Below are 22,736 nucleotides of genomic sequence, written 5' to 3'. Positions count from 1 at the left end.
GCGCCAGCCCTTAAAGAACCGTTCGACGCGACAACGTATATGATGGCCGACGGCATTGAGGCGGCGCGGCGTGGAGTTCGGCGGGTGAATGCCGCGCGGTCGGGACCATGGACGGAAGCTCCGCCGTTCGCCGGGCGGTGCACATCGTCTCGCCGGTCTTCCTCGCCTTCTACCTGATCCCGGAGACGCTGCCCGGCGGCATCTCGCGGACGGCGATCACCCTGCTCTTCCTCGGGACCGCGGCGTGCATCGAGATCGCGCGGATGGCGCTCGGCATCCCGTTGCTCGGGCTTCGGCCGTACGAGGGACAGCGCGTCTCGGCGTACGCACAGGGCGCGCTCGGGCTCGCCTTCGGCTTGTTCGTCGTCCGAGAGCCGAACATCGTGGTCCCGGTGTTCCTCGGGATGGCGTGGATCGATCCACTGGCCGCATTCTCGCGCAAGAGGAAATGGCCCCGCGGGCTCGTGGTCGCCGCGTACTTCGCGCTGTTCCTCGCCGCGGAGGCCGCCCTGGGCGGCGTTCCTTCCTGGTCCGCTCGGTTCCTCTTCGCGGCGCTCGCCACCGCGGCTGCGACGCTCATGGAGGGTCCGAAAATCCCTCAGGTGGACGATGACCTGCTCATGCAGGTCGTGCCGATGGCGGTGCTCGCCCTCGCATACGCCGTCGTGCCAACGGCTGCCTCACTGTAAGACCTCGAGCTTCCCGTAGCGGCCGGCGCTGACCTGCATGTTCCCGCGCCACTCCCGCACCCACCCGTTCGTGATGCGAATCCGGTCGTTCGCCTGCACGCGTTCGATGTCCTCGTTCCAGAGGCTCACCGACACCTCCGTCCCTTCATCGTCCACGGCTTTCGCGTCGCACACTCGGCCCGTCGACCCGGTCCGGCTCGCGAACTCCCGTGCGGCCCCTTTCTCCCGAATCACGAGGTCGATCGTGTCGACCTTGCTCTCCGGCCGCAGGTCTTTCACCTTCATGGCGTCGTCTCACGAACGCCCGCTTTCGCATAAACGTTCCGAGGGCGCCTCGACTCGGATCCGCGGGAGACACCGTGCGCAAACATCGAGACGAAGCGGTGGTCGTTCCGCTGATTTCGTGGTGGCACCTAAATTCTTTCAGCGATCGAAATACTACTTATAACGATTCCAGTATCGTTAGCTCTAATAGCTGACTCGTCGGGACCTCACCGTGGAGGAGATGCGCAAGGGGAAGAAGGCCGTCGGCGTCTGGGTCTCGAAGAAGAAGTGAGTGGGGGGATAGCCGCCGAGCCCGCCGTCGACGTGCTCACCAGCTTGTCGCGCGGTGGTTCGGCGACCCGAAAACCACTCGTCCTCGGGAGGCGCACTCCGTCATCCCGCACCTCGCGCAGTATTTGAGCCGAGTCGGTCGGCCGTATGCTGGACGAGGGCGTCCCCGCAAGCGCCGCAAGGCCGGAACGCCGCGGGGCCCTGCCACCGGATTGTTCTCATGGTCTCGTCAGGTATCGCAAAACGCGCTTCGCCAGGTTAATGATGCGGACTTTTCCCTTCTCAAAGTATGATTGGACCCCGGCGAGTTTCTTTCGGACTAAGCGGACAACCGCCGGAACGCTCAGAAGCGGGGAACCGCTGTCCTCCGATAGTTGTTTTATGCGACGCCCCAAGAGCCAGAGCTCCCACCTCCGCGTCAGCTTCCACCATTTTGTGGCAGGTCGTAAACGAAGCGGGCGCCAGAGCGGTTTCGCATACTGACGATTCGCAATGTGACGCATGGATGTAAGGACCTCCCGATAAACCAGAACGAAAAACAAGCCGCCCACAAGTAAGCTAACTTGCAACGCACCCCCTGCAGACGCGGCGCCGTAGAGTGCGGCGACATTCACAAAGAGACCGCTCATGGCCACGAAGATGTACAGAATCTCGAGCGAAAACGCGCCGGACGTCTCGTCCTTCGCCTGATCCTTGAGGTGAATGGCGAGTGTTCGGGACCCACCTTTCCCTTTAGCGTTAAAGTAGTTCCATTGAAACGTGTATATCACGATCATTATTGACAGCGATGCGACGAGAAACGCCGAGGCTATGGTCAGCGCGTCCGTGTCCGTCGGCGAGACCGTTATCTTGCCTCCTTAGCAGTGGGTCACGAACAAGAAGACATATCCCCCTGCGGCCAGAATCAGTGTACCGAGGATTGCGGAACTGGCAACCAGCCTGACACCGAGAACTCTGCCACCTTGAAACCCGAGTAGGAGCGCAACAATGCCAAAGAGGATGAGCGAAGTTCCAGCGCAGCCCGTCTGCCATTGAAAAGCCGCGTAAATAACCAGAACCAGCAGCACCAAGAAGAAGATCGCGCGCGACGGGAGAAACACACCGGTGTCGTCCGCTCGCAACATGAAGACTCGAATTATCGTGCCGACCATTAAGCTACCCCGCCTTGCGCGGACGTCTCGACGCCGCCGCTATCTACGTCCCCTCCGACATCCCTCCACAACGCCGCTCCCCACGGGGCGGCGTCTTTTTCTATCCGACCGAATGTACCTTCGTCCTATGGGGGACTACTCCGGCGTTTACGTTTGCGTTGTCTGCGAACGAGCCGTTCCGGCGTTTCCCAGGTACCTGAAGGATCGCGGCCTGCTGGTCTTCGGACCGCCTCCGTGCCACCGCGTCCAGATACTCAGCGCAAGCTAACTTGAAGCCCCCCGAGCTTCTCGGACCGCTGGAATGGCCGACGACCTTGCTTCTTTCCTCGTTTCGATTTGGCCCTACCTCGTCGGAGCCGGAGGGCTGGTCAGCGCCGCAGCCGCGGTGCTCGCGCTGCGCTCGCCTCATCGACGCGAACTCAGGAAAAAGGTGCTCAATCCGGTCTACGACTATGCGGTTGGTCTCGGATCGCACGAGCCTGAACAGGTATTGGCGTACGGACCTTGGTCCTCTATTCCTCCGTCGGATTGGGATAGGCTGAGAGGAAGGAAGAAAGCCGTCTGCGAAGCGTTCCGAACTTCGACAGTCGAGTTCCAGGAGGCGCTACGCAAGCTGACCCAGCACATCGTGGATGTCCGCGAGGCGGGATTGCTTCAGGCGTTCAACGAGCGAATCGGACCGAGGTATGTCTCTCAGAGCCAAATCGCCGGCGATAAGGTGGGTTTGCCAAGCAACTACGCGGTGCTCACTGAAACCCTTCTCCGCGAAAGTTATCCGCACCTTCTTCGTCATCTGGACGACCGCCCTACCGCATGGCAAGAGGTCGTCGATTCCCCGGCCGCTCATCTCTTCTATGTCGACAAGGCCGTAGCCTTTCTTCAAGCGAACGATCCGAAGACGCTCGAGGGCATGTACGACGTCTGCACCACCCACTCCTTGGTGAAGCAAGGTCTCGAAGTGGTACGTGTCCTGGATGAGAAACACGACGCCCTTCTGAGGCAAGCCGCCGCAGTCCGTAAAGCCCTGAAGCCTTGAGTGGACGAAATCAGAGGCGACGGATCGCCGATATTGTCGTGGCCTGGAGAAGTTCTAAGGTGCCCCGAGCCGATGGGGCTTGGCTCGGAGGGTGCCTGATTGGCGAGGCCGAATCTTGGAAGGACGTACGCCGGACTCACGGACGATCCGCAGCAGAGGGCCCGGGAGCACGGGATGCCGCGCGACTGGCAACAACGGGTGTTCACGACGGAGAAGGAGGCCCGCGCGTGGGAGAAGGACAAGCTCGCGCACGGCTGCGTCGGGGGGCCGGGCGGAGCTGGCTGGCGATGGGGGTACACGTATACGATCACGACGGAGACGAAGGAGTAGGCTCGGTCAGAACCCGAGCCCGGTGCCGCCGCCCTCGCGCACCATGCTCCTGCAGAGAGCAAAGAGGCCACTTGGCGAATCGGTCGGTATCGAGGCGGGGCAACCCCGGCACCGCTTGGTCTTCGGCGGTCCGGGCGTGACGTCGCCGAGGATCGCGTACGGCGTGCGGGTCGCGGGCGCCGGGGGGGGACCGGGGGCAACAGTGTCCCCCATTTAACGGTACCGTCCAGTGGCCTCAGGGGTTTAAAACTTATAACGCCACACCGGGTTATCGCGCGTCGGTTCGGTTGAATCGCATCAAGGTTGTGAGCGAGGTCGCGGAGCTCGTGCCGATCCTTCGCGCGGTCGACAGCGACGTCAAGAGCGAAGTGTTCAAGGAGGTTTCCGCGGGCTGGAAGAGCGCGCGCGAGATTGAGGAGAAGTTCGGCGCCCCGGGTGCGGATGCCCTCCGATTCTTCGAGAAGATGAAGCTCGTCGAGACGAAATGGCAGACCGGGTCGACCGCGTCGCCCGAGAAGGCCTACCACGCGTTTTACTCGTCGTTCCACATCAACGCGACCGCCCCGATCCAGGAAATCTCCGACGTCTTGCACGCGGCGATGATGCCCGAACCGGCGTACGAGGCGATCGAGGCCCAGATCTTCGAGATGGTCGGCCCCGAGGGCAAGTTCTCCGGGGACGTGGCCGACAAACTCCAGGTGACGCAGACGAAACTCAAGGCGTTGGTGAAGCGCTCGCCTCGCCTCGACTTCCGAGGCCACCGGATCATCCGATTCGAGGAATGACGTGATCACGGTCCTCCGCTTGGGCCACCGGCCCGGCCGAGACAGGCGCGTGACGACCCACGTCGCGCTGACCGCCCGCGCGTTTGGGGCGGACGCGGTCCTGGTGTCGACGAAAGACCCGAGGCTGGAGCGGACGGTCCGGGACGTCGTGCGGCGATTCGGCGGCTCGTTCCGCGTCGAGACGGGCGTCCCGTGGCGCCGGGTCCTACGGGATTGGGCGGGGACGACGGTCCAGCTCACGATGTACGGGATGGAATTGTACGAGAGCCTGCCACGAATCTCGACCGACGATGTCCTCGTCGTCGTCGGCGCGGAGAAAGTCCCCGGGGACGTGTACCGCCTCGTCGACGCGAACGTGGCGGTGGGCAACCAGCCGCACTCCGAGGTCGCCGCGCTGGCCGTCTTCCTGGATCGCCTCCTCGGAGGAGCGGCCCTCCACCGTGAGTTCGGCGGGCGCCTCCGAATCCGCCCGGGCTCGAAGGGCCGGACCCTCGAATCCGGGCGCTGAACCAATAACCTTAATCGAGTCCAGCCGAATGGACGAGCGTGCGCGCTCTCGCCGCGATCGCGGGCCTGCTCCTCTTCGTCCTGTCGCTCTCTCCGGTCGCCGCACCGAATGCGAGCGTCGACGCGCCCGTCCTCACGCCCGGCGATACGTGGACCTACCGCACGAACACCACGCTTGCGGCCAACTTCTTCCTCGATGGGCAAGTAACCGAGAGGGTGACGGACCATGGTACGTTCGTGGTCGAAGGCACACCGTACGACGCGTACCGGGTTGAGGTGAACGGCTCGGGCACCGCCTCGGGACGTCTCACGACTAGCTTCATCAGCGCACCCGCCTCCGGCACATGGGTCCTGACGGCGGAGGAAACGATCGAGAGCCGGGGGATGAAGACGGTCAACAGCACCCTCGATCTCGAGGCGAACGGGACGGTCTACGTAGCCCCTTACCTGCTCCCGTTCCACCTCCGGGTCCAGAACACGAGCGTCTTCCGCCTCGTGGAGGATACGTGGCTCTTCCCGCTCTCGGTCGGCGCGACGGCCGTCGTCCGGAGCGAACTGAATTTCTCGGAGCACTTTGGCATCTCGATAGGATTCCCGACGCCGCCGATCGACTCCGCGGGACTTGCGTGGACGAACGTCACGTACACCCTCGAGGCCCCAGCGACCGTGGACACCCCCGCGGGGCATTTCGACGCGTTCCGGATCCGCGAGGACTTCCCGGACGGCACGTCCCGCCTCCGGTTCTTCGCTCCCGCCGCGGGGAACGACGTGCGGACCGAGGCGTATAACGGGACCGGGACGGAGCCCATCGCGACGAGCGAACTCATGTCGTATCGGTACCAGGCGCTCGAACCCCCGCGATTCTTCGGCCTCACGACCTCGGACTGGGCGATTGTGGTCGTCGTCGCGGCGGCGGCGTCCATCGTCGTCGTGTTCTTGGTGCGACGCCGGCTCCGACGCCCCGCTCCTCCTCCGGGGAACCCGCCGCCCCCGGCCGGACCGTGATCACACCAGATCCTCGAGGTCCGTCGGTCGGTCCTCGAGTTCGACCCGCACCGTGTGACGCGTCGTCTTCGGGGGGAAGCGATCGTCTCTCAGCCCACGGCGGATCACCTCGTCCTTCGTGACCGTGGCCACGACCGCATCGGGCCACGTGCCTAGGTTCACGATCGCCGAGAAATAGTCGACGACGTACGCGGGGATGCGGTTGCAACCGAGCGCGCGCAACGCCTCGACGCGATGGTGGCCGTCCAAGATCACGAAGTGGCGGTCCGCTACGAGAATCGGCCTCTTGATGTAGCCGTCCCGCTGAATCCGCTCCGTGAGCTCTTTGAGGAGCGCGCGTCGAATCTGTTCGTGACCGCGAAGACGCCGGATCTCGAGCACCTCGAACCGCGCGTCCGGAGAGACGAGGATCGACGGCTTCGGGCGAGCCACGCCGTCAGCTAATGAGCCCGGCCGAATAAGAATATCGGCGTGCGGTCTCTACTTGGCCGGGGCAGGGATCGCCGGGGCGGCGCCCTTTCGGAGCGAGACGCGTTTCGGGAAATACCGCAGGACGACGATGTCCCCCACGCTCTGGACCCACCGGAACGGCACGCTCACCGCCCGGCTCCCCTCGACGAGGAGCGGGTTCGTCTCGCCGATGAAGATTCCGTCGACCGCGCCATTGTCCACGTCGACGACGAGGTTGTTCACGTTCCCGAGGAACACGCCGTTGTGCGTGTAGACCTGGAGCCCAATAATTTCGGAGATCTCTTCGAGCAGAGACTCACCATCCCTTCTGGCGGCGTGTATCCGAAGCGGCGCACTTAAAATCTTCGGTCCGCCAAGATTTCCGCCAGAGGGGACGTCTATTTGACGTCCGAGGCACATTGCCGAGAGGTGGCGCAACCTCCGTTTCCGCCCCCGAGTCCGGGGCCGCCACACGGTCCGTATGGCCCGCCCGGATACCCGGTTCCGCCGCCGCATGGGCAGAAGGCCCTGGTCCGGACGATCCTGGTCCTCATCATCGTGGCGATCGCGCTCGTCGCGCTCATCATCTTCGCGGTCGTGTCGCTGTTCGGGACCTTTCTCGGGACTCCGCCCAGGCCGGCCATCGCTTCGCGAATCTCCAGACATCGAACGGGAACGTGAGCTTTGCCGTCGGAGCGGCAAGCGAACAACGGCCGCCGTCCCTATACGCCTTCAACCTGCAGATCGACTCAGTCACAGGGACGAGCCGTCCGTTGGGGGCGAGCGGGGATGCGACACCGATCGCGATCGGCTCGACGACCCTGCGGGTCACCTGGACGGACGTCGACGGAGATGGGACGGTGAACCGCGGCGATGTTTTCGCCATCGTGGGCAACGGCGTGCCGTTGCCCACCGGTCACACGTTCGTCTTCGATCTGATATGGTCCGCCACCGAATCGATCGTCGGGAGAGAGCCGTGGGCGACCTGAGGTAGCACACCATCAGAGGATGTGCGCGACGATGTCCTCGAGCTCCCGGTCGCAATACTTGCACACGACGCGGAGCGGGCTCTTGGACCGAACGACGAACTCCGACTCCACGGGCTCCCGGCCGTTCGAAATGCAGTTCGGGTTCGCGCACCGCAGGATGCCGACCGCGCGGTCAGGGGGCGTCACGGGCCGCTTCTCGGCCACGTTGTAGTTGCGGATCACGTTCACCGTCGCGGAGGGCGCGATGAGGGCGATCTTGTCGATCTCCCGGGGTCCGAGCTCGCGGTCCTCGACCTTCACGATGTCCTTCCACCCCATTGCCTGACTCGGCACGTGCATCGCCACCGTCACGGTCGACGTGACGGCGTCGCCGATGCCGAGGATCTTCAGGACCTTCAGGGCCATGCCGGCGGGAATGTGATCGATCACGGTCCCGTTCTTGATCGGGGTGACGCGAAGCTCCCTCACTCGCCGCCTCCGAGGATGAGGTCGAGGAGGGCCATGCGCACGGGCACGCCGTTGAAGGCCTGCTTGAAGTACACCGCGTGTTTCGTCCGATCGACCTCCGGGGCGATCTCCGTCGTCCGCGGGAGTGGATGCATGATGATGAGCTCCCGCTTCGCGTCCCGCAACAAGGCCGCGTCGATGCGGTACGAGCCCGCGACCTCCTCGTACTCCTGTGGATCGGGGAACCGCTCCTTCTGGATCCGCGTGACGTACAGGACGTCGGCCTCACGAATCACGTCCTCGAGTCGGTGCGCAACGCGAAAGGACAAGCTCTCCGCTTTCATGTGCTCGAGGATCTCCCGAGGCATCTCGAGCGTCGGCGGGCTCACGAAGATCAGCTGCGCGCCGAGTTCCGCGAGGGCGGACGTGAGCGAGTGCACCGTGCGGCCGTACCTCAGGTCGCCCACGAGCGCGACCCGAAGGCCCTCGAACGCCCCTTTCTCATCCCAAATCGTGTAGAGGTCCAGGAGCGTCTGGGTCGGATGCTGGCCGGCGCCGTCGCCGGCGTTGATCACCGGCTTGTCCGTGAACTCGGCCGCGAGACGAGCCGCGCCCTCCTGGGGGTGCCGGAGGACAATCGCGTCGCTGTACGCCTCGACCATCCGGACCGTATCCGCGAGGGTCTCGCCCTTCTGGACGGACGTGCCCTCGGCGCTGCTGAACCCGACGACCCGGCCGCCGAGGCGGGCCATCGCACTCTCGAACGAGAGCCGCGTGCGGGTCGACGGCTCATAGAACAACGTCGATAGGATCTTGCCGTCGAGGGACCGCGACCGTTTCTCCCCGGTGGCGATTGGCACCATCTTCCGGGCGGTGCGCAAGACGAGCTGGATGTCCGCCCGCGAGAGGTCGCGGATGGACACGATGTCCCTCCCTTGGAATCCCGACATCGAGCCCCATATTCATGGGGCCAATTTAAAGGATATCCGACCGCGCGAGGTCGGCGGGTCGAGAGCCGCCGATCGGCGTGCGGCGCGACTCACTTCCTCGGATCCTTCCGCCCCAACTGGGTGACGTTCGAGGGGAGGATGACGATTCCCCCTTCCGCTTCCATGTACCGCTTCCAGTCCTGTGTGTTCTTCTGCGCTTGTTTCGCTCGCTCGATGGCGATCGTCGCGACGACCTTCCTCACGACCTCGTCGACGTCGACGCCGAGCACCTCTTTGAACAGGTACTTCATGCGCTCCCGGTCCATCGCGACTGAGGCAATTTCGGCCCGTCATATAAGAGAAATTTGTCAACGGTCTCAGTTCTGAGACCCACGATCGTGCGTCAGACAGATGGGCGCTTGGCGGTGTTTGTCAACGCGTCGGCGAACGTCATATCGTCCGCCCGAACTCACCGCTCCCCATCGCGGAATAAAAGAGGCAGGACGAGGGGTTCTCGGTCCTGCCTGTGGGTTGTGGAGGAGGGGTTATCGGGTTGGCAAGATCGGCTCGACGACGTCCACGGCGTTCCAGTCGCCGCCGAAGTCCTTCGTGATTCCGGTCGCGAGCTGGAATCGTACCCGCAGGCGGCCGTTCTCGAAGAAGATGTACGCGTTCTTGAGCTGGGACATGTAGAGGGAGATGCGCTTGCCCTTCTGCGTCAGCGCCCGCTCCGTGCACCGGATGAGGCCCGCGCGCTCGAGGGCGTGGATGCGACGGTAGCACGCGGCGATTGGGATGCCGTATTCGCGGCTGAGATCGATGGCCGACCTCGATTTCTTGAAGGTCGCCACGAGGATCTTCGCCGAGTACTCGTCAGTCACGAGTCTCGACGCTTCCAAGGGGTCCGTATTCGCTTCCTCCTCTGTGCGGAGGAATTGAGGCGTTCGACGGTATATAAGCGGGACGAGACGATTATCCGCGATGATTCTCAAACGTCGGAACAGGTCGCCGGCGTCGGCTCAGCCGCCGCAGCAGCCGCCTTCCTCGCCGCCGTTCGCGCAGCCGCAGCCCTCGCCGCAGGAGCCCTCGTGCTCCTTCTGCAGCACCGGCAGGATCACGGTCGACTCGGGAGCGACCAAGGGGGCTTTCTTCTTGCTCGCGAGCATTTCGATGAGGCTGCTCATGGTGTCCCGTCCTCGAAGGAACGGATGCCTATTTCTAGCTGTCGTCATGCGAGGTGCTTCTTGACACGTTCCTCGAACGGCCCGCGCGGCATCGCGCCGACGACCTGGTCGACGAGCTTTCCGTTCTTGAAGAACAGGATCGTCGGGATGCCCATCACCATGAACTGCTGCGGCGTCCTCGGGTTCTCGTCGGTGTTCACCTTGACGAAGGTCACCTTGTCCGCATACCGTTTCGCGAGGTCCTCGACGATGGGTTCGATCGCGCGGCACGGGGCGCACCACTCCGCCCAAAAATCGACGACGACGTAGGGATGCTCGTTGATGGCCTTCTCGAACTCAGCATCGGTTACATGAATTGGCTTGTCTGCCATCGACTTTACTCCTAAGGGAGCTAGGAAAACGGTGGGATATAAAGTTCCGCGCACAACGATTTGAGCCGGGTCCATCGGTTCAAGCCGCCAAGCAAATCGCTTCGATGATCAGGAACAGTGGCACACGTGAGTAGTCTGCGAACTCGCGGTACATGCGTTGCAGTGCATCCTCGCTGGGCACGGGTTCCTCCATCCGTACCACGAAGAATCCCGCGTCGTGCAACGCGGTGACGTAATCCTCCAAGGTGCGGTGGAAGCCGACCGCGGTCTCCTTGCCCGCGGGTCCCCACCAGACTGCGACTCGGTCGTAGTATCTATCGACTAGCAGGCCCCGCCACTCTTCGACTCGCTCCGTATCCGGGGGCTCCCGAAGCCACGATCCGGGGATGGGGCGCTCGAAACACGGATGGGTGACGCTGAACAGGAGCTGTCCCCCGGGCCGGATGATCCGACGGAGTTCCCGGAACGCTTCGCGGTATCGGAGGACATCCTGCATCACGACGTTCGACACCACCACATCGAACGTCCCGTCGCCGAAACGCGAAAGATCCGCGAGATCCGCTTCCTCGTACTCGACGCCGAGAGGCTCCAGAGCCTCTTGCTTTCGAGCCGCCGCGAGGAGCTTCGGAGAGAGATCGACACCGACCACAATCGCGCCCTTCGCGGCGAGGATGCGGGCTAGGTAACCGGTGCCGCAGCCCGCGTCCAAGATTCGTCTGCCTCGCACGTCGCCCAGGAGGCGGAACAGAGCGGGGTCGATCACCCATTCCCGGTTCACGTCGCCTCTCTCGGTATACCGCGAAATCCACCACTCCGCGACCGAGTCCCAGCCTTTCCGCGAGTCCTCCTCTGTGACGTCCTCGAGCGCTTGGACGCGAAACGACCAGCTGGCCTGGATGTTCTCATCCTCACTCATGCCGCGCCTCGCGCGCTGCCACGATCGCTTCACCTGCCATGGGTGTCTGCGCTCGTACTCCAGCCGATCGAGTGCTGCGTGCCATTCGGACCGCCATGGGCAGCGCAGACGGTAGTGGTACGACCAGCCCCAGAAGGGCTTCCGCGGTGCGCGGTGCTCGGGCGCGCAGTAGAGGCAAAAGAACCGCTGCTCTCGTCCACAATACGCGATGCCGTGGAAGTGGCGCGACTTGCCACACACGGCGCACACGAACCTCCAATGCCAGTCGCATCGCGGAAATGGCGTGGCTACGGCGTGCGAGGCAGACCGGGGTCGGTAGGCGCGCGAGTGGGCCTTGATTTGGTTGCAGTAGCGGCACGGTGGCCCCATGAGGACGCGAGACAACGAGGAAACCCGCCTTATCAGTTGCGACGCCATCCCAAGGGATCGGGCGGCGGACACAGGTCCCCTCAAGGACTCCGAAGAAACCGCGATGACGGAGACCCACGAGCACGAGGCGTTCCGAATCGGAAGCGTGGGTTCGCTATCCGCCCGACGCCACCTCGCCGAGACCTCCACCGGGAAGTGACTCAAGGGGATTCCGTTGCATTATTCTTGGCGGAAAGGGTCGGGGAGGGTAGCGTTCTGAGGCGCATGACCTCTGGGCTTGTGAGTCCCGCCCCGGCCCCCGCAATCTATAAAGAGTTGGTCCAACCTCCGACCACCGCTCACAAACCCGGATGGGAGAACTGCCCTCGCCAAGAGGGATGGAGCGCATGGACACCCGGATTCGTTCCGGGTGAGAATCTGGTGGAAACCGACCCAGGCGTAGCCATCCCGGGCGTGGGTAGGAAGCCCCGGGATTGGGCCAGAACGCGCGTCGGCACGTCCACCGTCGGCACCGTCAGACTAGCCTCCCGAGTGAAAGTGTTTCAGATCGCCCAGGGACGCGCCGTACGCGCGATAAATGGCGGGTTTTCCTCGTTCCCGAGGAGGTTCGCTCACCCCCTGCTGTCACACAGATTAGCCTCTGTTCCTATGGAGAAAGTGGAGCCAAGCGGTGCTGTGAACACCGCTTGGCTGGGAGGCTCGTCGTTGTGTCCGACGAACCCCGGACGATCAGTAAGGAACAGCTCGCGTATCAAGTTGCCGAGAGGAAGGGCAAATGCAAGTACTGTGCCTCGAACCATGTGACGAAGTACGGCCGGAAGCGCGGCGTGCAGGTGCTCCGATGCAAAGACTGTCACCATACGTTCGAGGACAACGGACGGCTTCCGAAGATGCGGACGCCGACCCGTGTGATCGCCTCCGCGCTTCGTCTGTATGTGGACGGCCTGAGCCACAAGCGGACGGGGCGCAACCTCTACCCCCGGCGGGACAAGTCGACAATCTGGCGGTGGCTCCGGAAGTACGCGCCGCTGGTCCGCGAGTACACGTCCTCGTTCCGAGCGGACCTAAGCACGACGTGGCACGCCGACGAGACCGCGATCAAGGTCGCGGGAGTGGACATGTGGACGTGGTTCACGGAGGACGCGGGGACGCGGTTTATCGCATCGAGTTCCGTGACGGAGTGGGGCCGGAAGGACGAACACGCCGTTCGCCTGTTCCGGGAGGCGAAGGCCGTTTCCCTAACGCGGCCCGAACGGATCGTGACGGACCGCTTGGCCGCCTACCGCGAAGGCGTCCGAAGGAACTTCTACGCGAACACAACGGGGCGACTCCACTTGAATCGGATTCACTTCCGGAGCGGCCCGAACAACAATCTCATCGAGCGGCTGAATGGGACATTCAAGGACCGCGTGAAGACAATGCGCGGCTTCCAGACCCCCGCCGGGGCGGAGGCGTTCAGCCACGCCTTCGTCGTGCAATACGATTTCCTTCGGGGCCACGAATCGCTGGACGGCGGCACGCCAGCCATAGCTGCCGGGATCCGACTGCCGTTCGACGATGGGTGGGGCGACCTGATCCGATGGGCGACGTACTGGAAGGAGCGACGAGGACTCACGTAGCATGCATGTATGCTACGGCGCCGCACCGACTTTATCCCGGAAGGAGTCGCCTTTGGAGTCCGGCGGGATGCATCTGACACCAAGATCCGAAGACGCCGACATGCACGATCTCTTGACTGGCGAACACAAAGGCAGGCGAGCCATAGAAAGGGTTTTCCCCATTAAACGGATGGCTACTACTGCTACTACTACCAGCATCCCGTCCGACCATGACCACGCTCAAGTGCCCACACTGTGGCCACCAATGGACGACGAAGTCCGATCTTCTCAACGTTTCGTGCCCGTCCTGCCTTCGGAAAGTCCCGAATCCGACCGGGAAAAAGCAGGTGAGGTCGAGAAGATGAGCGAGCAGTCATATAAATTTCTCTGGCAGGATGCACGCCGCCTCTCCGAAGCCGTGGAACCAGATAGCGTCACCTTGACACTGACCTCGCCCCCCTATTGGGGTCAGAAGGATTGGGGATTCCCTCAGCAGATCGGGAGGGAGTCGAGCTACGAGGAATATCTCTCCGCGCTTCAACGGGTATTCGCGGACGTTCTGAAGGTTACCAAGCAGAGCGGTTCCCTGTGGATCGTTGCCGACTCCGTTAAACGAAGCGGGGAGCTCTTGCCGCTGCCGTTCGATCTGGCCAACCGGTTGAAGGGTCTGGGCTGGAAGCTTCAGGATGTCGTCATATGGGACAAGACGAAGACGCTCCCGTGGTCGGCCAAGGGCATGTTCCGCGACGCTTTCGAGTACGTTCTGTTCTTCTCAAAAGGCGCGACCTTCAAGTATTTCGTCAATCGAATCCGGGAACCGGTCGATCTCAAGCGATGGTGGGTGAAGTACCCAGAACGTTACAATCCGCAGGGAAAAGATCCGGGAAACGTGTGGCGTGTGCCAATCCCGACGCAGGGCTCCTGGAGCAACGGATTCCTTCGACACTACTGCCCTTTTCCTCCAGCCCTCGCTGAGCGCATCATCGAGCTAACGACGGACCCCGGTGATATTGTCCTCGACTGCTTCGCCGGAACCGGGATTGTTGTGGCCCAAGCAGATTGCATGGATCGGAAGGCGATCGGCCTGGAACTCAATGAGGAGTTCGTGGCCAATTTCCCCAAGAAGGTTCTGCCGGAAGTCCAGCGATTGTGGCAGAAGCGCCTTGAAGCAAAGCAATCCCAGGACGGGTGGAAGCGAACCCTTTCTCGTCGAATCCAGGCCCTTCGCAAGCTGAAGTACGCCTACCTCTTGGCGCGAGAGACCGCGAAGCGACGTGGCCTGGCAAGCCTGAGTGAGGACGGCGTGGGATCCGTATTCGCCATTTCGCACCGGGGCTACAGGCGAGCTTCCCGCGGGAGCAAGCGCCGGTCCGTCCTTGATCTCTTCTTCGTGATGAATCGGGGGGCCACATTTGACGATGGCCTTCTTGATTCCATCCTCGAGGCGTCCAAGGAAGCACCGCTCTCGACCTTCGGGATTGGGCCGACGGTCTCCGTCATGAAACGGGATGATTTCCTGGAGGCGTTGAGGCACGCGGAGTGGAGCAAGCGTCAGCTCTGGCTGTACGTCGGGTCACGGTTCAACTACTACCTTCGACCGCTGACCGTCGACCAATGGAGAAAGAATTCCTTGGCCAGCCGAGAAATGGGCACAGACGCCGTACCGGATGTCCTCATCATCAGCAACGTGAAGGTCCGCGAGAGAGTGAGGGAGATCCCCGGGGAGCAGATGGTTCTCGACGTGTCGGAGGACGACGACGAGGACTGAGGCTAGGCGGGTCGCTGAAAAAAAGAGAGTGGGGGCGCGGGCCCCCTCATCCGGTGGCTACGTCTCGGCTAGGTTCGACACGAGTTCCTGCGCCTTCGTCTTGAACCCGCCCCAACCTCCGACCCCCTCGAGCTCCCCTCCACGGGCGAAGAACTCGTCGTCCAAGCCCGCATCCGAGAGCACGGAGGCGAAGTTGTCCTTCGACGGCCCACCCGATAGCTTCACGGAGTGCGCGAAGCACGCCGGGAAGAACGAGTGGAGGACGTAGATCCCCTTCGTGTTGTGCATGTACAGATAGGCCTCCTTGTTCGCCCAGGCCTGTGCGCACACCTCGACGACCGCTTGCCAGTACGCGACGAGCATGTTCGCGATTGCTTCTGGCTCCCATCCGTCGAGCAACTCGATGACGGGTGTAAGCGACGTCTTGACGCTGTTCTCCGTCACGTCCCAGTCCGGGGCCTCGTCGCCCTTGGCCTTGGCCTCCTCGGCCAACATCCCCGCGTTCGGAGGCTTGATCCGGCCATGCCACGGGCTCCCCTGCAGCTCGTCCAGGAGGCGCGTGACGCGGATCGCGGTCCACTCCCGGAGCTTCTTGTACTCGCCGGCTTGCCGGAGGGCGATCGGGTTCACCCGATCCGTCTCCACTTCGCGGAGCAGGATCCGGTCCACGAGGTCCGTGGGGACGTTCTTTTGCTCCTTGTGGACGGTCCGGAACTGTTGGGCCTCGTCGACCTCGTCCTCGGAAAGAAAAATGACCGAGGCGAGCCCGAAGTTCTCGAGGTGGCTCCCCTGGTCGATCCCCTCGACGAGGGCGTACTTCCGGTGCTGTCCATCGACGAGGTAGATCATGACCCCCGCCGGAATGGTTAGTTCGACGAGCCGGTAGAACCCGTTCCCCGGGACATCCTGGATCGGGCGCACGGAGATCTTCTCACGGTCCGGACCCCTGATGCTCAGGAGGATGGCCCCCGGGAACTTCCCTCCCGAAAGGAGGTACTTGGCCGCCCTGTGTACGCGCTGCTTCTTGGGGAGCCGCTGGTACCCGTCTTCTTTCCTGCTGTCGAAGACCGGCACCGTCGTGCTCTTCGCCAACTCGGTGCCCGTCCACACCGTGACGTAGAACCGGTTCCCGTGCTGCTCGTACTCTAGGGCAAGCTTCCGGATCTCCCGGACTGCCTGCCGAGTGTTCACGCCTTCGACCCCTTTCTCTTCGGCGGGGGCCACCGCCTTTCGCCTTGTTTGGCTTTCCATGGTCTCACATCGTCCTCCCGCCCCCAACCACTGCTGTGGAGGGTCCAAAGCCGGAGGACAGTGAGGCCGCCTCGGTGAGGGCGCCGCTACTCGTAAACACGCTTTGCCTTCTCGTCCGCGACCCCCAGCCACGTCGTGGAGGGTTACAGCCGCTGGACTATCTGGGCATAACCGGGCATAAGGGATAAACCTACCGGAAGGCGCGTCAACAACGTCGAAACGGAACCCTTCGCCAGAAACCATCCACCACAGAACGTCGGGTTGAGAAAGGCTTTAGCCGTTGGTGTCCATCCGTGAACGGGCCGCCCATGCCAGAACCGAAGGTCGGAGAGCCTGACTCTCGCAAGCTGATTCTTTTCATGTACGGACTCGTCAAGATTTTCGGAGGGTTGGCACGGGACATGGCGACGCTCGAGGCCGAAACGGGACTCAAGTCGGACGTACTGACGAAGCTCAATGATCCGAATGCCCTCGCGGGCTTCCTTTCGAGGATTCCCGACGAGCAAGCCGGTCGTTTCATAAAGTTCATCATGGACGTAAGTCCTATTCTAACACGGGGCGGGGACATCCTCACGGCCAGTTCGGAGGACAAGGAGCTGTTCTCGCAGAACATCGAGAACGTGCTGAAGAGGTATCGTTCACTAATCCAGGAAGCGGAGGGCGGAAAACCGTGAGTCATGGACTGATACCAGGCGGTCAGGTTTTAACAGGCATCGGACGAGAGATCGGAACCCCATTTCGTTTTAATCCCTTTAGAAGCCTCACCCAATGGATCAAGACCTTCGAGCAGGGTGTAATGCGCATGTCCCAGCTGAGAGAACCGCTCTTCCGGCTCGTGCCCGAAGAGATGTCAGAAGACACGCTATCCCTCTTTCGTGACACGTCCGGACAAGAGTACGCGGTTCACAGGGAAGGAGACAAACTGAGGATCTGGATTCTTGGCGAGGAGTAACCATAGACCTTCCAGAGTCGCCGGTGAGATATGAGCGCCGGCATATCATCCAAGAGATTATTGTTGACAGACGCAACTTCAAGGTCTGTGAGCCAAAGGAAGTCGCCGAGTGGACTTGGCGTCAGCTGAAAACGAAGAAAATGATAGTACACTTCGATGGGAAGGCGCTCAGGACTGAGATCTTGTTCCGGTAAGCCCCACCTCGGTTCCCTAAGACCATCGCGAGCCACTCTCACCCGCCCCCCGGGGGCGCCAAGAACAACGCAACGGAACCACTCAAGGGCAACGCTCATATAGAAGCCCTCGCATAGACCCGCGGGAATCCAAATGATGGGCGGTCAGCCAATCATCATCTTGAAGGAAGGGACGGAACGGGAGAAGGGCAAGGGCGCAGTGTCGAACAACATCGCCGCCGCCCGCGCGGTCGCCGATGCGGTCAAGTCGACCCTTGGCCCGAAAGGCATGGACAAGATGCTCGTCGACTCTCTCGGCGACGTGACGATTACGAACGATGGGGTCACGATCCTCAAGGAAATCGAGATCGAACACCCGACGGCGAAGATGCTCGTCGAGGTCGCTAAGACGCAGGACGACGAGGTCGGAGACGGGACGACGAGTGCCGTCATCCTCGCCGGGGAACTCCTGAAAGCCGCCGAGAGCCTGATCGAGCAGGAGGTCCACCCGACGATCATCGTGAACGGCTACCGGATGGCGGCGGCCGAGGCGGTCCGCCGACTCAACCAGCTCGCCTTCCCCGTGAAGAGGGACGACAAGACGACCCTCCGGTCGATCGCCCGGACGGCGATGTCTGGCCGCAGCGTCGGTACGAATGCCGACTTCCTCGCCGGCATCGCCGTGGACGCGGTGCAGTCGATCGTCGAGGAGGTCGCGGGGGAACTCCGCGCGGACGTCGACAACATCCTCGTCCAGAAGAAACACGGGGGGAGCCTGAGCGACACGAACCTGATCGACGGCGTCGTCTTGGACAAAGAGCGCGTGCATCCTCGGATGCCGAAGTTCGTCCGCGACGCGAAGATCGCCCTGATCAACCGCGCCCTCGAGGTCAAGAAGACCGAGGTGAACGAGGAGATCCGAATCCGCGATCCGGGCAAGCTACAGCTGTTCCTGAACGAGGAAGAGAAGAGCCTCAAGACGATGGTCGACAAGATCAGGGCATCCGGGGCCAACGTCGTCCTGTGCCAGAAGGGCATCGACGACGTCGCACAGCACTACCTCGCGAAGGAGGGCATCTACGCGGTGCGTCGCGTCAAGGAAAGCGATATGAAGAAGCTCGCGAAGGCGACGGGCGCGCGCGCGGTCACGAACCTGGACGACCTCACGGCGAAGGAACTCGGGAGCGCCGAGCTCGTCGAGGAGCGGAAGGTCGGGACGGACGACATGACCTTTGTCACCGGCTGCAAGAAAGCCCGCGCCGTGTCGATCCTCGTGCGCGGCGGCACGGAGCACGTCGTCGATGAGGTCGAGCGAATCCTCCACGACGCGCTGCGCGTGGTGGCTGCGACGATCGAGGACGGCAAGGCGATCGCCGGCGGCGGGGCGGCGGAGGTCGAGCTGTCCCTGGCGCTCAAGGATTACGCGGCGACGATCGGGGGCCGGGAACAGTTGGCGATTGAAGCGTTCGCGCAGGCGCTCGACGTGATCCCGAGGACGCTCGGCGAAAACGCGGGCCTCGATCCGATCGACGTCCTGATCAAGCTCCGCGCGGAACACGGGAAGAAGGGCGGCAAGTCGATGGGAGTGAACGTCATGACGGGCGAGCCCCTCGACATGCTCAAGGCGAACATCGTCGAGCCGCTCCGTGTCAAGACCCAAGAAATCGAGTCCGCCCAGGAAGTCGCGGGCATGATCCTCCGCATCGACGACATCATCGCCTCGAAGAAGTCGCCCCCGCCTCCGCCCGGTGGCGGCGAACACGGCGGCGGCATGGGCGGGATGGGCGGCATGCCCGGAATGGGGATGTGAGCCTCACTCCTCGGCCCGTGGGAGCCTCGCGAGCTGCTCGTTGACCCGCTCCCGCAACGTCCGCGCCGCGTCCGCGTCCGTCGACGCGACACTCTGGACGATCTCCGTCCAGACGCCTCCGTCCACGGATCCGGGCCCGGCGCGGGAAATCTCGATGCGGAACCGCGTCACGATCCCGTCGGCCGTCACCACGCGCGGCGGGTGGTTCGACCGTGACCGCGCCATCTCCACGCGAGGCGCCCTCCCCACTGCCTCGATCGCCCCCACGACGGCCTTCTCTGCATCCTCCACCGATCGGCGAGAGAACAGACTGAAGCTCACGGAACCCCGTCGCGCGATTCGCGGCACGAAGACCAGGACGGAGAAGACCAGGAGGTACGTCGCGATCGCGAGGAGCGACAGGCCGGCCATCCCGGCGTCGTCTCCGAACGCGAACACGGCGAGCGACCCGATCCCGAGGAGGATCATCGCGAGGCCGAGGAAGAACGCCGCGATCCGCCAGTTGTTCGCGTACGACCAGCCGTCCGCCGTCTCGGGCACGTCAGGGTCCCTCCACCACGAGCGCGCCGAACTTGCCGCGGGACACGTCGAGGCCGAAGTTCGTCCGCTTCACGTAGCAGTCGAGGGCGCGGACCGTCGCCCCGACGGCGACCTTTCCCCGATCCACGAGCCCGACGTCGTCGTCCCAGAGGGCGAAGCGGCAGAACCCGCTGTCGTCCCGCAGCTCGAGGTTCGCCACCCGGCCTGGGGTACCGTCTTGGCGCGTGAACGTGCGCACCGGCGAAATGCCGACGACCGTGGCCCGCAGATTCGCCTCCATGCCCTCCTCGAGATCCGCGATGCGGGCGAATGCTGCGACGCTCCGGCCGAGGCGTTCGACGACGACCATCGCGGCGGCGTCTCGGTCCAACAGGCCGCCCCATTCGGCGATCGCGGCGTCGACCTGGGCGTGGAACGCCTCCGGCGTCACGAGATCTTGGACCTTCTCGTAGAAGGGCCGACGCACGGCGGCCCATCGCGGCGGCCCACAAAAGGCTTGCCTTTCCTCTACGGGCTCGCCAGCCGAGAGAGGATCCGGGCACGGAGGTCGTCGATCGATCGGCGGTCCCGAGAGCGCGGGAGCAGCAGGACCGTCGTCCCGATCCCGCCGACCGACCTCTCGACCCCGATCAGGCACGCCGGCTCGTCGATCCGGAGCAGCGTCTCACAACGACGGAACAGCCCCTCGGGGCCGTCCGCCGCGGCGAGCTGCGTCGGCAGGCGGTCGCGGAGCGCATCCCGCACGGCCGCGGTGATCGCCTCGGGACTGTCGCGCACCCGGACGGCCCACAGTGGCCGAGTCCAGATGCGCCCGGCGAGCCAGGCGAGAGGGACGAACGCGGCGACCGCGAGGAAGACAACGACGAGGACCGACTGGCCGACGGCGTCGGCGGCGAGGGACGCCATCCACAGGCCGGCCGAGAGGAACAGGAACAGGATCACCGCGCTGCCGGGAATCCACCGCCCCCAAGCGGGCGTGGGGCCCGTCGCGCCGGCCGACATTCGGGCCTCACTTGAGCCGGATCGTCTCGAGGTTCATCGGGGCGCGCGCCTCGAGGCCGAACTTCTTGTATAGGCCCGACGCCAGGTCGGAGCACTTGAACTCCTCGCCGTGGTTTACGATGACCCGCTCGGGCCGAGGCTCCATCGTCCCGACGTAGTTCAGAAGCTGCAGGCGGTCCGAGTGGCCGGAGAAGCCGTCGATCGTCTCGACGTCGAGCTTGATCGGGAGCGTGAGCGGCTGCCCGCGGTCCGTGAGCGTGATCTCGCGCGCGTCCCGCTGGATGCGCCGGCCGAGGGATCCTTCGGATTGGAACCCGACGAAGAGGAGGGCGTGGAGCGGGTTGTCCGCCCACGACTTGAAGTACTCCAACACGGGGCCGCCTGACATCATGCCGGACGTCGCGAGCACGATGCACGGCTCGACGTCGTCGCAGATGTTCGACCGCATGTCCGACGTCTCGACGCGCTTGAAGATCGGCGACAGGAACGGGTTCTCGCCCGTCTGGAAGATCTCCGTCCGGAGCTGGCTGTTCAGGTACTCCGGGTACGCGGTATGGATCGCGGTCGCCTCCCAGATCATGCCGTCCAAGTAGATCGGCACTTCCGGGATCTGGCGGTTCCGCATCGCGTCCTCGAGGACGAGCATGACCTCCTGGGAGCGCCCGACGGCGAAGACGGGGACCAAGACCTTGCCCCCTCGGCTGAGCACCCGACGGACCACCTCCTTGAGCTGCTGCGCCGCCTCGTGCCGGGACGGCTGGATGTCGTGGTAGCCGCCGTACGTCGATTCGAGGACGAGCGTCTCGAGGCGCGGGAACTTGTTGACGGCCGGGTTGAAGAGCCACGTCTTCTCGAACTTGATGTCCCCGGACATCGCGACGTTGTACAGCCCGTCCCCGATGTGGAAGTGCGCGACGGCGGAGCCGAGGATGTGGCCCGCGTTCTGGAACGTCAACCGGACGTCCGGCGCGATGTCCGTCGTCTCGCCGTATTTGAGCGGGATCGTGTTCGCCACGGCCTTCCGGACGTTGCTCGAATCGTACGGCGACTTGCGCGCCTCGCCCATCGCGACCTTGATGAAGTCGAGCTGGAGCAACGACATCAGGTCGCGCGTCGGCGGCGTCGTGTAAATCGGCCCGTCGTAGCCGTACTTGTACAGGGCCGGCACGAGCCCGGAGTGGTCGAGATGGGCGTGCGTGATGACGACGGCATCGATCGAACCGAGCGGCATGACCTCCGGGGCGTTGAGGTAGGGCGAGCCGTTGTCCTCCGAGATGAGCACGCCGCAGTCGATCAGGACCTTCGACTCCCGCGTGGACAGGAGCGCGGCGGATCGGCCGACCTGTCGGAAGCCCCCGAGTGCGGTGATCCGGACGTAGTTCTCTCCCTGGGGGACTTCGCGCGCGAGTCGTCGGCCGACTTGTTTCAGGAACGCCTGGCGCTCGTCGTTGATCGTCCGGAGGTACTGGCGAATCTCCTCGACCGTCTTCGAGGGGATGGGAGGGGTGCGCACGACCTTCGGCGCCCAACCGATCCGCTTCTTGACCTCGTTCAGGATCGACCCGTGGCGGCCGATCACCATACCGGGCGAAAGCGCCTCGATTGTCACCTCGCCGGTTTCCGTCTCGAAGTAGATGCCGGTGATCTGCGCCTCCGGCGGGATCACCTCGCGAATAATCTTCTCGGCGTCCTCCTGGGACGCAAGGAGGGACGGATCCGGTCGGACGACGATCCGGCGGCGGAGCTGCTGAGCGATCTGGCGCACGAGCTCGTTCGACTCCGCGAAGACCTCCATGTTCTTCGTGTAGATCACGATCGTGGGGCCTTCGAAGTCGACTTGCGTGATTTCCACGTGGTCGGGGACCACTTTCTTCACGACGCTTCGCGCGTCGTTCAGAATGTCCTCAATGGTCATCGGACGTCTCGTTG

At 63.6% G+C, this 22,736-nt stretch carries 28 protein-coding genes; 12 read left to right on the top strand and 16 right to left on the bottom strand.

Translation table 11 applies throughout. The annotated features are described in order from the left end of the window. The first annotated feature begins 107 nt into the window (after nucleotides 1-107). Nucleotides 108-689, top strand: coding sequence for a hypothetical protein (locus VF992_08300; GenBank protein ID HEX9341153.1), 582 nt, complete (start codon nucleotides 108-110; stop codon nucleotides 687-689). Here VF992_08300 and VF992_08295 read toward each other — a convergent pair. Together VF992_08295 and VF992_08290 are read right to left on the bottom strand one after the other, a co-directional pair. Then, complete coding sequence (locus tag VF992_08295; protein ID HEX9341152.1) at nucleotides 681-974, bottom strand: hypothetical protein; 294 nt, start codon at nucleotides 972-974, stop codon at nucleotides 681-683. The two genes, VF992_08300 and VF992_08295, sit on opposite strands and share 9 nt — an antisense overlap. Before the next feature lie 1,127 nt (nucleotides 975-2,101). Continuing rightward, nucleotides 2,102-2,368: a hypothetical protein gene (locus VF992_08290; GenBank protein ID HEX9341151.1), complete on the bottom strand. Its 267-nt coding sequence runs from the start codon at nucleotides 2,366-2,368 to the stop codon at nucleotides 2,102-2,104. Between the two features lie 328 nt (nucleotides 2,369-2,696). Here VF992_08290 and VF992_08285 point away from each other — a divergent pair, with 328 nt between their 5' ends. The 5 genes from VF992_08285 (at nucleotide 2,697) to VF992_08265 (ending at nucleotide 6,058) form a co-directional block, all read left to right on the top strand. Next, the gene (locus VF992_08285; protein ID HEX9341150.1) at nucleotides 2,697-3,431 is read left to right on the top strand and encodes a hypothetical protein; all 735 of its coding nucleotides are present in this window, start codon (nucleotides 2,697-2,699) and stop codon (nucleotides 3,429-3,431) included. 99 nt (nucleotides 3,432-3,530) lie between these two features. Then, nucleotides 3,531-3,761: a hypothetical protein gene (locus tag VF992_08280; GenBank protein HEX9341149.1), complete on the top strand. Its 231-nt coding sequence runs from the start codon at nucleotides 3,531-3,533 to the stop codon at nucleotides 3,759-3,761. Nucleotides 3,762-4,048: 287 nt separating this feature from the next. Further along, nucleotides 4,049-4,546, top strand: a complete 498-nt coding sequence (locus VF992_08275; protein HEX9341148.1) for an ArsR family transcriptional regulator — start codon at nucleotides 4,049-4,051, stop codon at nucleotides 4,544-4,546. Nucleotide 4,547: 1 nt separating this feature from the next. Further along, nucleotides 4,548-5,054: a tRNA (cytidine(56)-2'-O)-methyltransferase gene (locus tag VF992_08270; GenBank protein ID HEX9341147.1), complete on the top strand. Its 507-nt coding sequence runs from the start codon at nucleotides 4,548-4,550 to the stop codon at nucleotides 5,052-5,054. Between the two features lie 38 nt (nucleotides 5,055-5,092). Continuing rightward, nucleotides 5,093-6,058: a hypothetical protein gene (locus VF992_08265; GenBank protein HEX9341146.1), complete on the top strand. Its 966-nt coding sequence runs from the start codon at nucleotides 5,093-5,095 to the stop codon at nucleotides 6,056-6,058. On the opposite strand, the gene VF992_08260 is transcribed toward VF992_08265, so the two are convergent. After that, nucleotides 6,059-6,490 (bottom strand): ParB N-terminal domain-containing protein, encoded by a 432-nt coding sequence (locus tag VF992_08260; protein ID HEX9341145.1) that lies wholly within the window; start codon nucleotides 6,488-6,490, stop codon nucleotides 6,059-6,061. A gap of 48 nt (nucleotides 6,491-6,538) precedes the next feature. Beyond that, nucleotides 6,539-6,928: a PRC-barrel domain-containing protein gene (locus VF992_08255; GenBank protein ID HEX9341144.1), complete on the bottom strand. Its 390-nt coding sequence runs from the start codon at nucleotides 6,926-6,928 to the stop codon at nucleotides 6,539-6,541. Nucleotides 6,929-6,937: 9 nt separating this feature from the next. On the opposite strand from VF992_08255, the gene VF992_08250 reads away from it, so the two are divergent. Together VF992_08250 and VF992_08245 are read left to right on the top strand one after the other, a co-directional pair. Beyond that, a complete protein-coding gene (locus tag VF992_08250; protein HEX9341143.1) occupies nucleotides 6,938-7,189 on the top strand; it encodes a hypothetical protein in 252 nt (83 codons plus the stop codon). Next, the gene (locus tag VF992_08245) at nucleotides 7,186-7,497 is read left to right on the top strand and encodes a hypothetical protein (GenBank protein ID HEX9341142.1); all 312 of its coding nucleotides are present in this window, start codon (nucleotides 7,186-7,188) and stop codon (nucleotides 7,495-7,497) included. The genes VF992_08250 and VF992_08245 overlap by 4 nt, the downstream gene beginning before the upstream one ends. Before the next feature lie 12 nt (nucleotides 7,498-7,509). On the opposite strand, the gene pyrI is transcribed toward VF992_08245, so the two are convergent. From pyrI to VF992_08210, 7 genes are all read right to left on the bottom strand, one after another. Then, entirely contained in the window at nucleotides 7,510-7,965 is a 456-nt protein-coding gene (gene pyrI / locus VF992_08240; GenBank protein HEX9341141.1) for an aspartate carbamoyltransferase regulatory subunit, read from the bottom strand. Further along, nucleotides 7,962-8,894, bottom strand: coding sequence for an aspartate carbamoyltransferase (gene pyrB, locus VF992_08235; protein HEX9341140.1), 933 nt, complete (start codon nucleotides 8,892-8,894; stop codon nucleotides 7,962-7,964). Before pyrB ends, pyrI begins: the two co-directional genes overlap by 4 nt. 89 nt (nucleotides 8,895-8,983) lie before the next feature. Beyond that, nucleotides 8,984-9,199 carry a hypothetical protein gene (locus VF992_08230; GenBank protein ID HEX9341139.1) on the bottom strand — a complete coding sequence of 72 codons (216 nt, stop codon included), beginning with the start codon at nucleotides 9,197-9,199 and terminating at the stop codon, nucleotides 8,984-8,986. Nucleotides 9,200-9,418: 219 nt separating this feature from the next. Continuing rightward, nucleotides 9,419-9,754, bottom strand: coding sequence for an ArsR family transcriptional regulator (locus tag VF992_08225; protein HEX9341138.1), 336 nt, complete (start codon nucleotides 9,752-9,754; stop codon nucleotides 9,419-9,421). A gap of 138 nt (nucleotides 9,755-9,892) precedes the next feature. After that, complete coding sequence (locus tag VF992_08220) at nucleotides 9,893-10,057, bottom strand: hypothetical protein (protein ID HEX9341137.1); 165 nt, start codon at nucleotides 10,055-10,057, stop codon at nucleotides 9,893-9,895. 44 nt (nucleotides 10,058-10,101) lie between these two features. Further along, nucleotides 10,102-10,428: a thioredoxin gene (gene trxA / locus VF992_08215; GenBank protein ID HEX9341136.1), complete on the bottom strand. Its 327-nt coding sequence runs from the start codon at nucleotides 10,426-10,428 to the stop codon at nucleotides 10,102-10,104. A 79-nt stretch (nucleotides 10,429-10,507) separates the two neighbouring features. Further along, entirely contained in the window at nucleotides 10,508-11,584 is a 1,077-nt protein-coding gene (locus VF992_08210; GenBank protein ID HEX9341135.1) for a methyltransferase domain-containing protein, read from the bottom strand. Between the two features lie 836 nt (nucleotides 11,585-12,420). Here VF992_08210 and VF992_08205 point away from each other — a divergent pair. Both VF992_08205 and VF992_08200 read left to right on the top strand, forming a co-directional pair. Further along, nucleotides 12,421-13,332 (top strand): DDE-type integrase/transposase/recombinase, encoded by a 912-nt coding sequence (locus VF992_08205; protein ID HEX9341134.1) that lies wholly within the window; start codon nucleotides 12,421-12,423, stop codon nucleotides 13,330-13,332. A gap of 244 nt (nucleotides 13,333-13,576) precedes the next feature. Next, on the top strand, nucleotides 13,577-15,079 hold the full coding sequence (locus VF992_08200; protein HEX9341133.1) for a site-specific DNA-methyltransferase: 1,503 nt from the start codon (nucleotides 13,577-13,579) through the stop codon (nucleotides 15,077-15,079). Between the two features lie 57 nt (nucleotides 15,080-15,136). Here the strand turns inward: VF992_08200 and VF992_08195 are convergent, their stop codons facing one another. Next, nucleotides 15,137-16,303: a DGQHR domain-containing protein gene (locus tag VF992_08195; GenBank protein HEX9341132.1), complete on the bottom strand. Its 1,167-nt coding sequence runs from the start codon at nucleotides 16,301-16,303 to the stop codon at nucleotides 15,137-15,139. A 428-nt stretch (nucleotides 16,304-16,731) separates the two neighbouring features. On the opposite strand from VF992_08195, the gene VF992_08190 reads away from it, so the two are divergent. Continuing rightward, nucleotides 16,732-17,004, top strand: coding sequence for a hypothetical protein (locus tag VF992_08190; GenBank protein HEX9341131.1), 273 nt, complete (start codon nucleotides 16,732-16,734; stop codon nucleotides 17,002-17,004). A gap of 605 nt (nucleotides 17,005-17,609) precedes the next feature. Next, nucleotides 17,610-19,265, top strand: a complete 1,656-nt coding sequence (gene thsB, locus VF992_08185; protein HEX9341130.1) for a thermosome subunit beta — start codon at nucleotides 17,610-17,612, stop codon at nucleotides 19,263-19,265. 3 nt (nucleotides 19,266-19,268) lie between these two features. Here the strand turns inward: thsB and VF992_08180 are convergent, their stop codons facing one another. The 4 genes from VF992_08180 to VF992_08165 are packed head-to-tail and all read right to left on the bottom strand — an operon-like array spanning nucleotide 19,269 to nucleotide 22,722. Next, a complete protein-coding gene (locus VF992_08180) occupies nucleotides 19,269-19,805 on the bottom strand; it encodes a hypothetical protein (GenBank protein ID HEX9341129.1) in 537 nt (178 codons plus the stop codon). A 1-nt stretch (nucleotide 19,806) separates the two neighbouring features. Then, nucleotides 19,807-20,271 (bottom strand): hypothetical protein, encoded by a 465-nt coding sequence (locus VF992_08175; protein HEX9341128.1) that lies wholly within the window; start codon nucleotides 20,269-20,271, stop codon nucleotides 19,807-19,809. Nucleotides 20,272-20,312: 41 nt separating this feature from the next. After that, on the bottom strand, nucleotides 20,313-20,807 hold the full coding sequence (locus VF992_08170; GenBank protein ID HEX9341127.1) for a hypothetical protein: 495 nt from the start codon (nucleotides 20,805-20,807) through the stop codon (nucleotides 20,313-20,315). 7 nt (nucleotides 20,808-20,814) lie between these two features. Continuing rightward, the gene (locus VF992_08165; GenBank protein ID HEX9341126.1) at nucleotides 20,815-22,722 is read right to left on the bottom strand and encodes a beta-CASP ribonuclease aCPSF1; all 1,908 of its coding nucleotides are present in this window, start codon (nucleotides 22,720-22,722) and stop codon (nucleotides 20,815-20,817) included. Nucleotides 22,723-22,736 lie beyond the last annotated feature (14 nt).

It is taken from the genome of Thermoplasmata archaeon (genome assembly GCA_036395115.1).
In the GTDB taxonomy this organism is placed as follows: domain Archaea; phylum Thermoplasmatota; class Thermoplasmata; order RBG-16-68-12; family RBG-16-68-12; genus RBG-16-68-12.
Note: the sequence above shows the minus strand (reverse complement) of the source record. Positions and strands in the feature narration are given on the sequence as shown.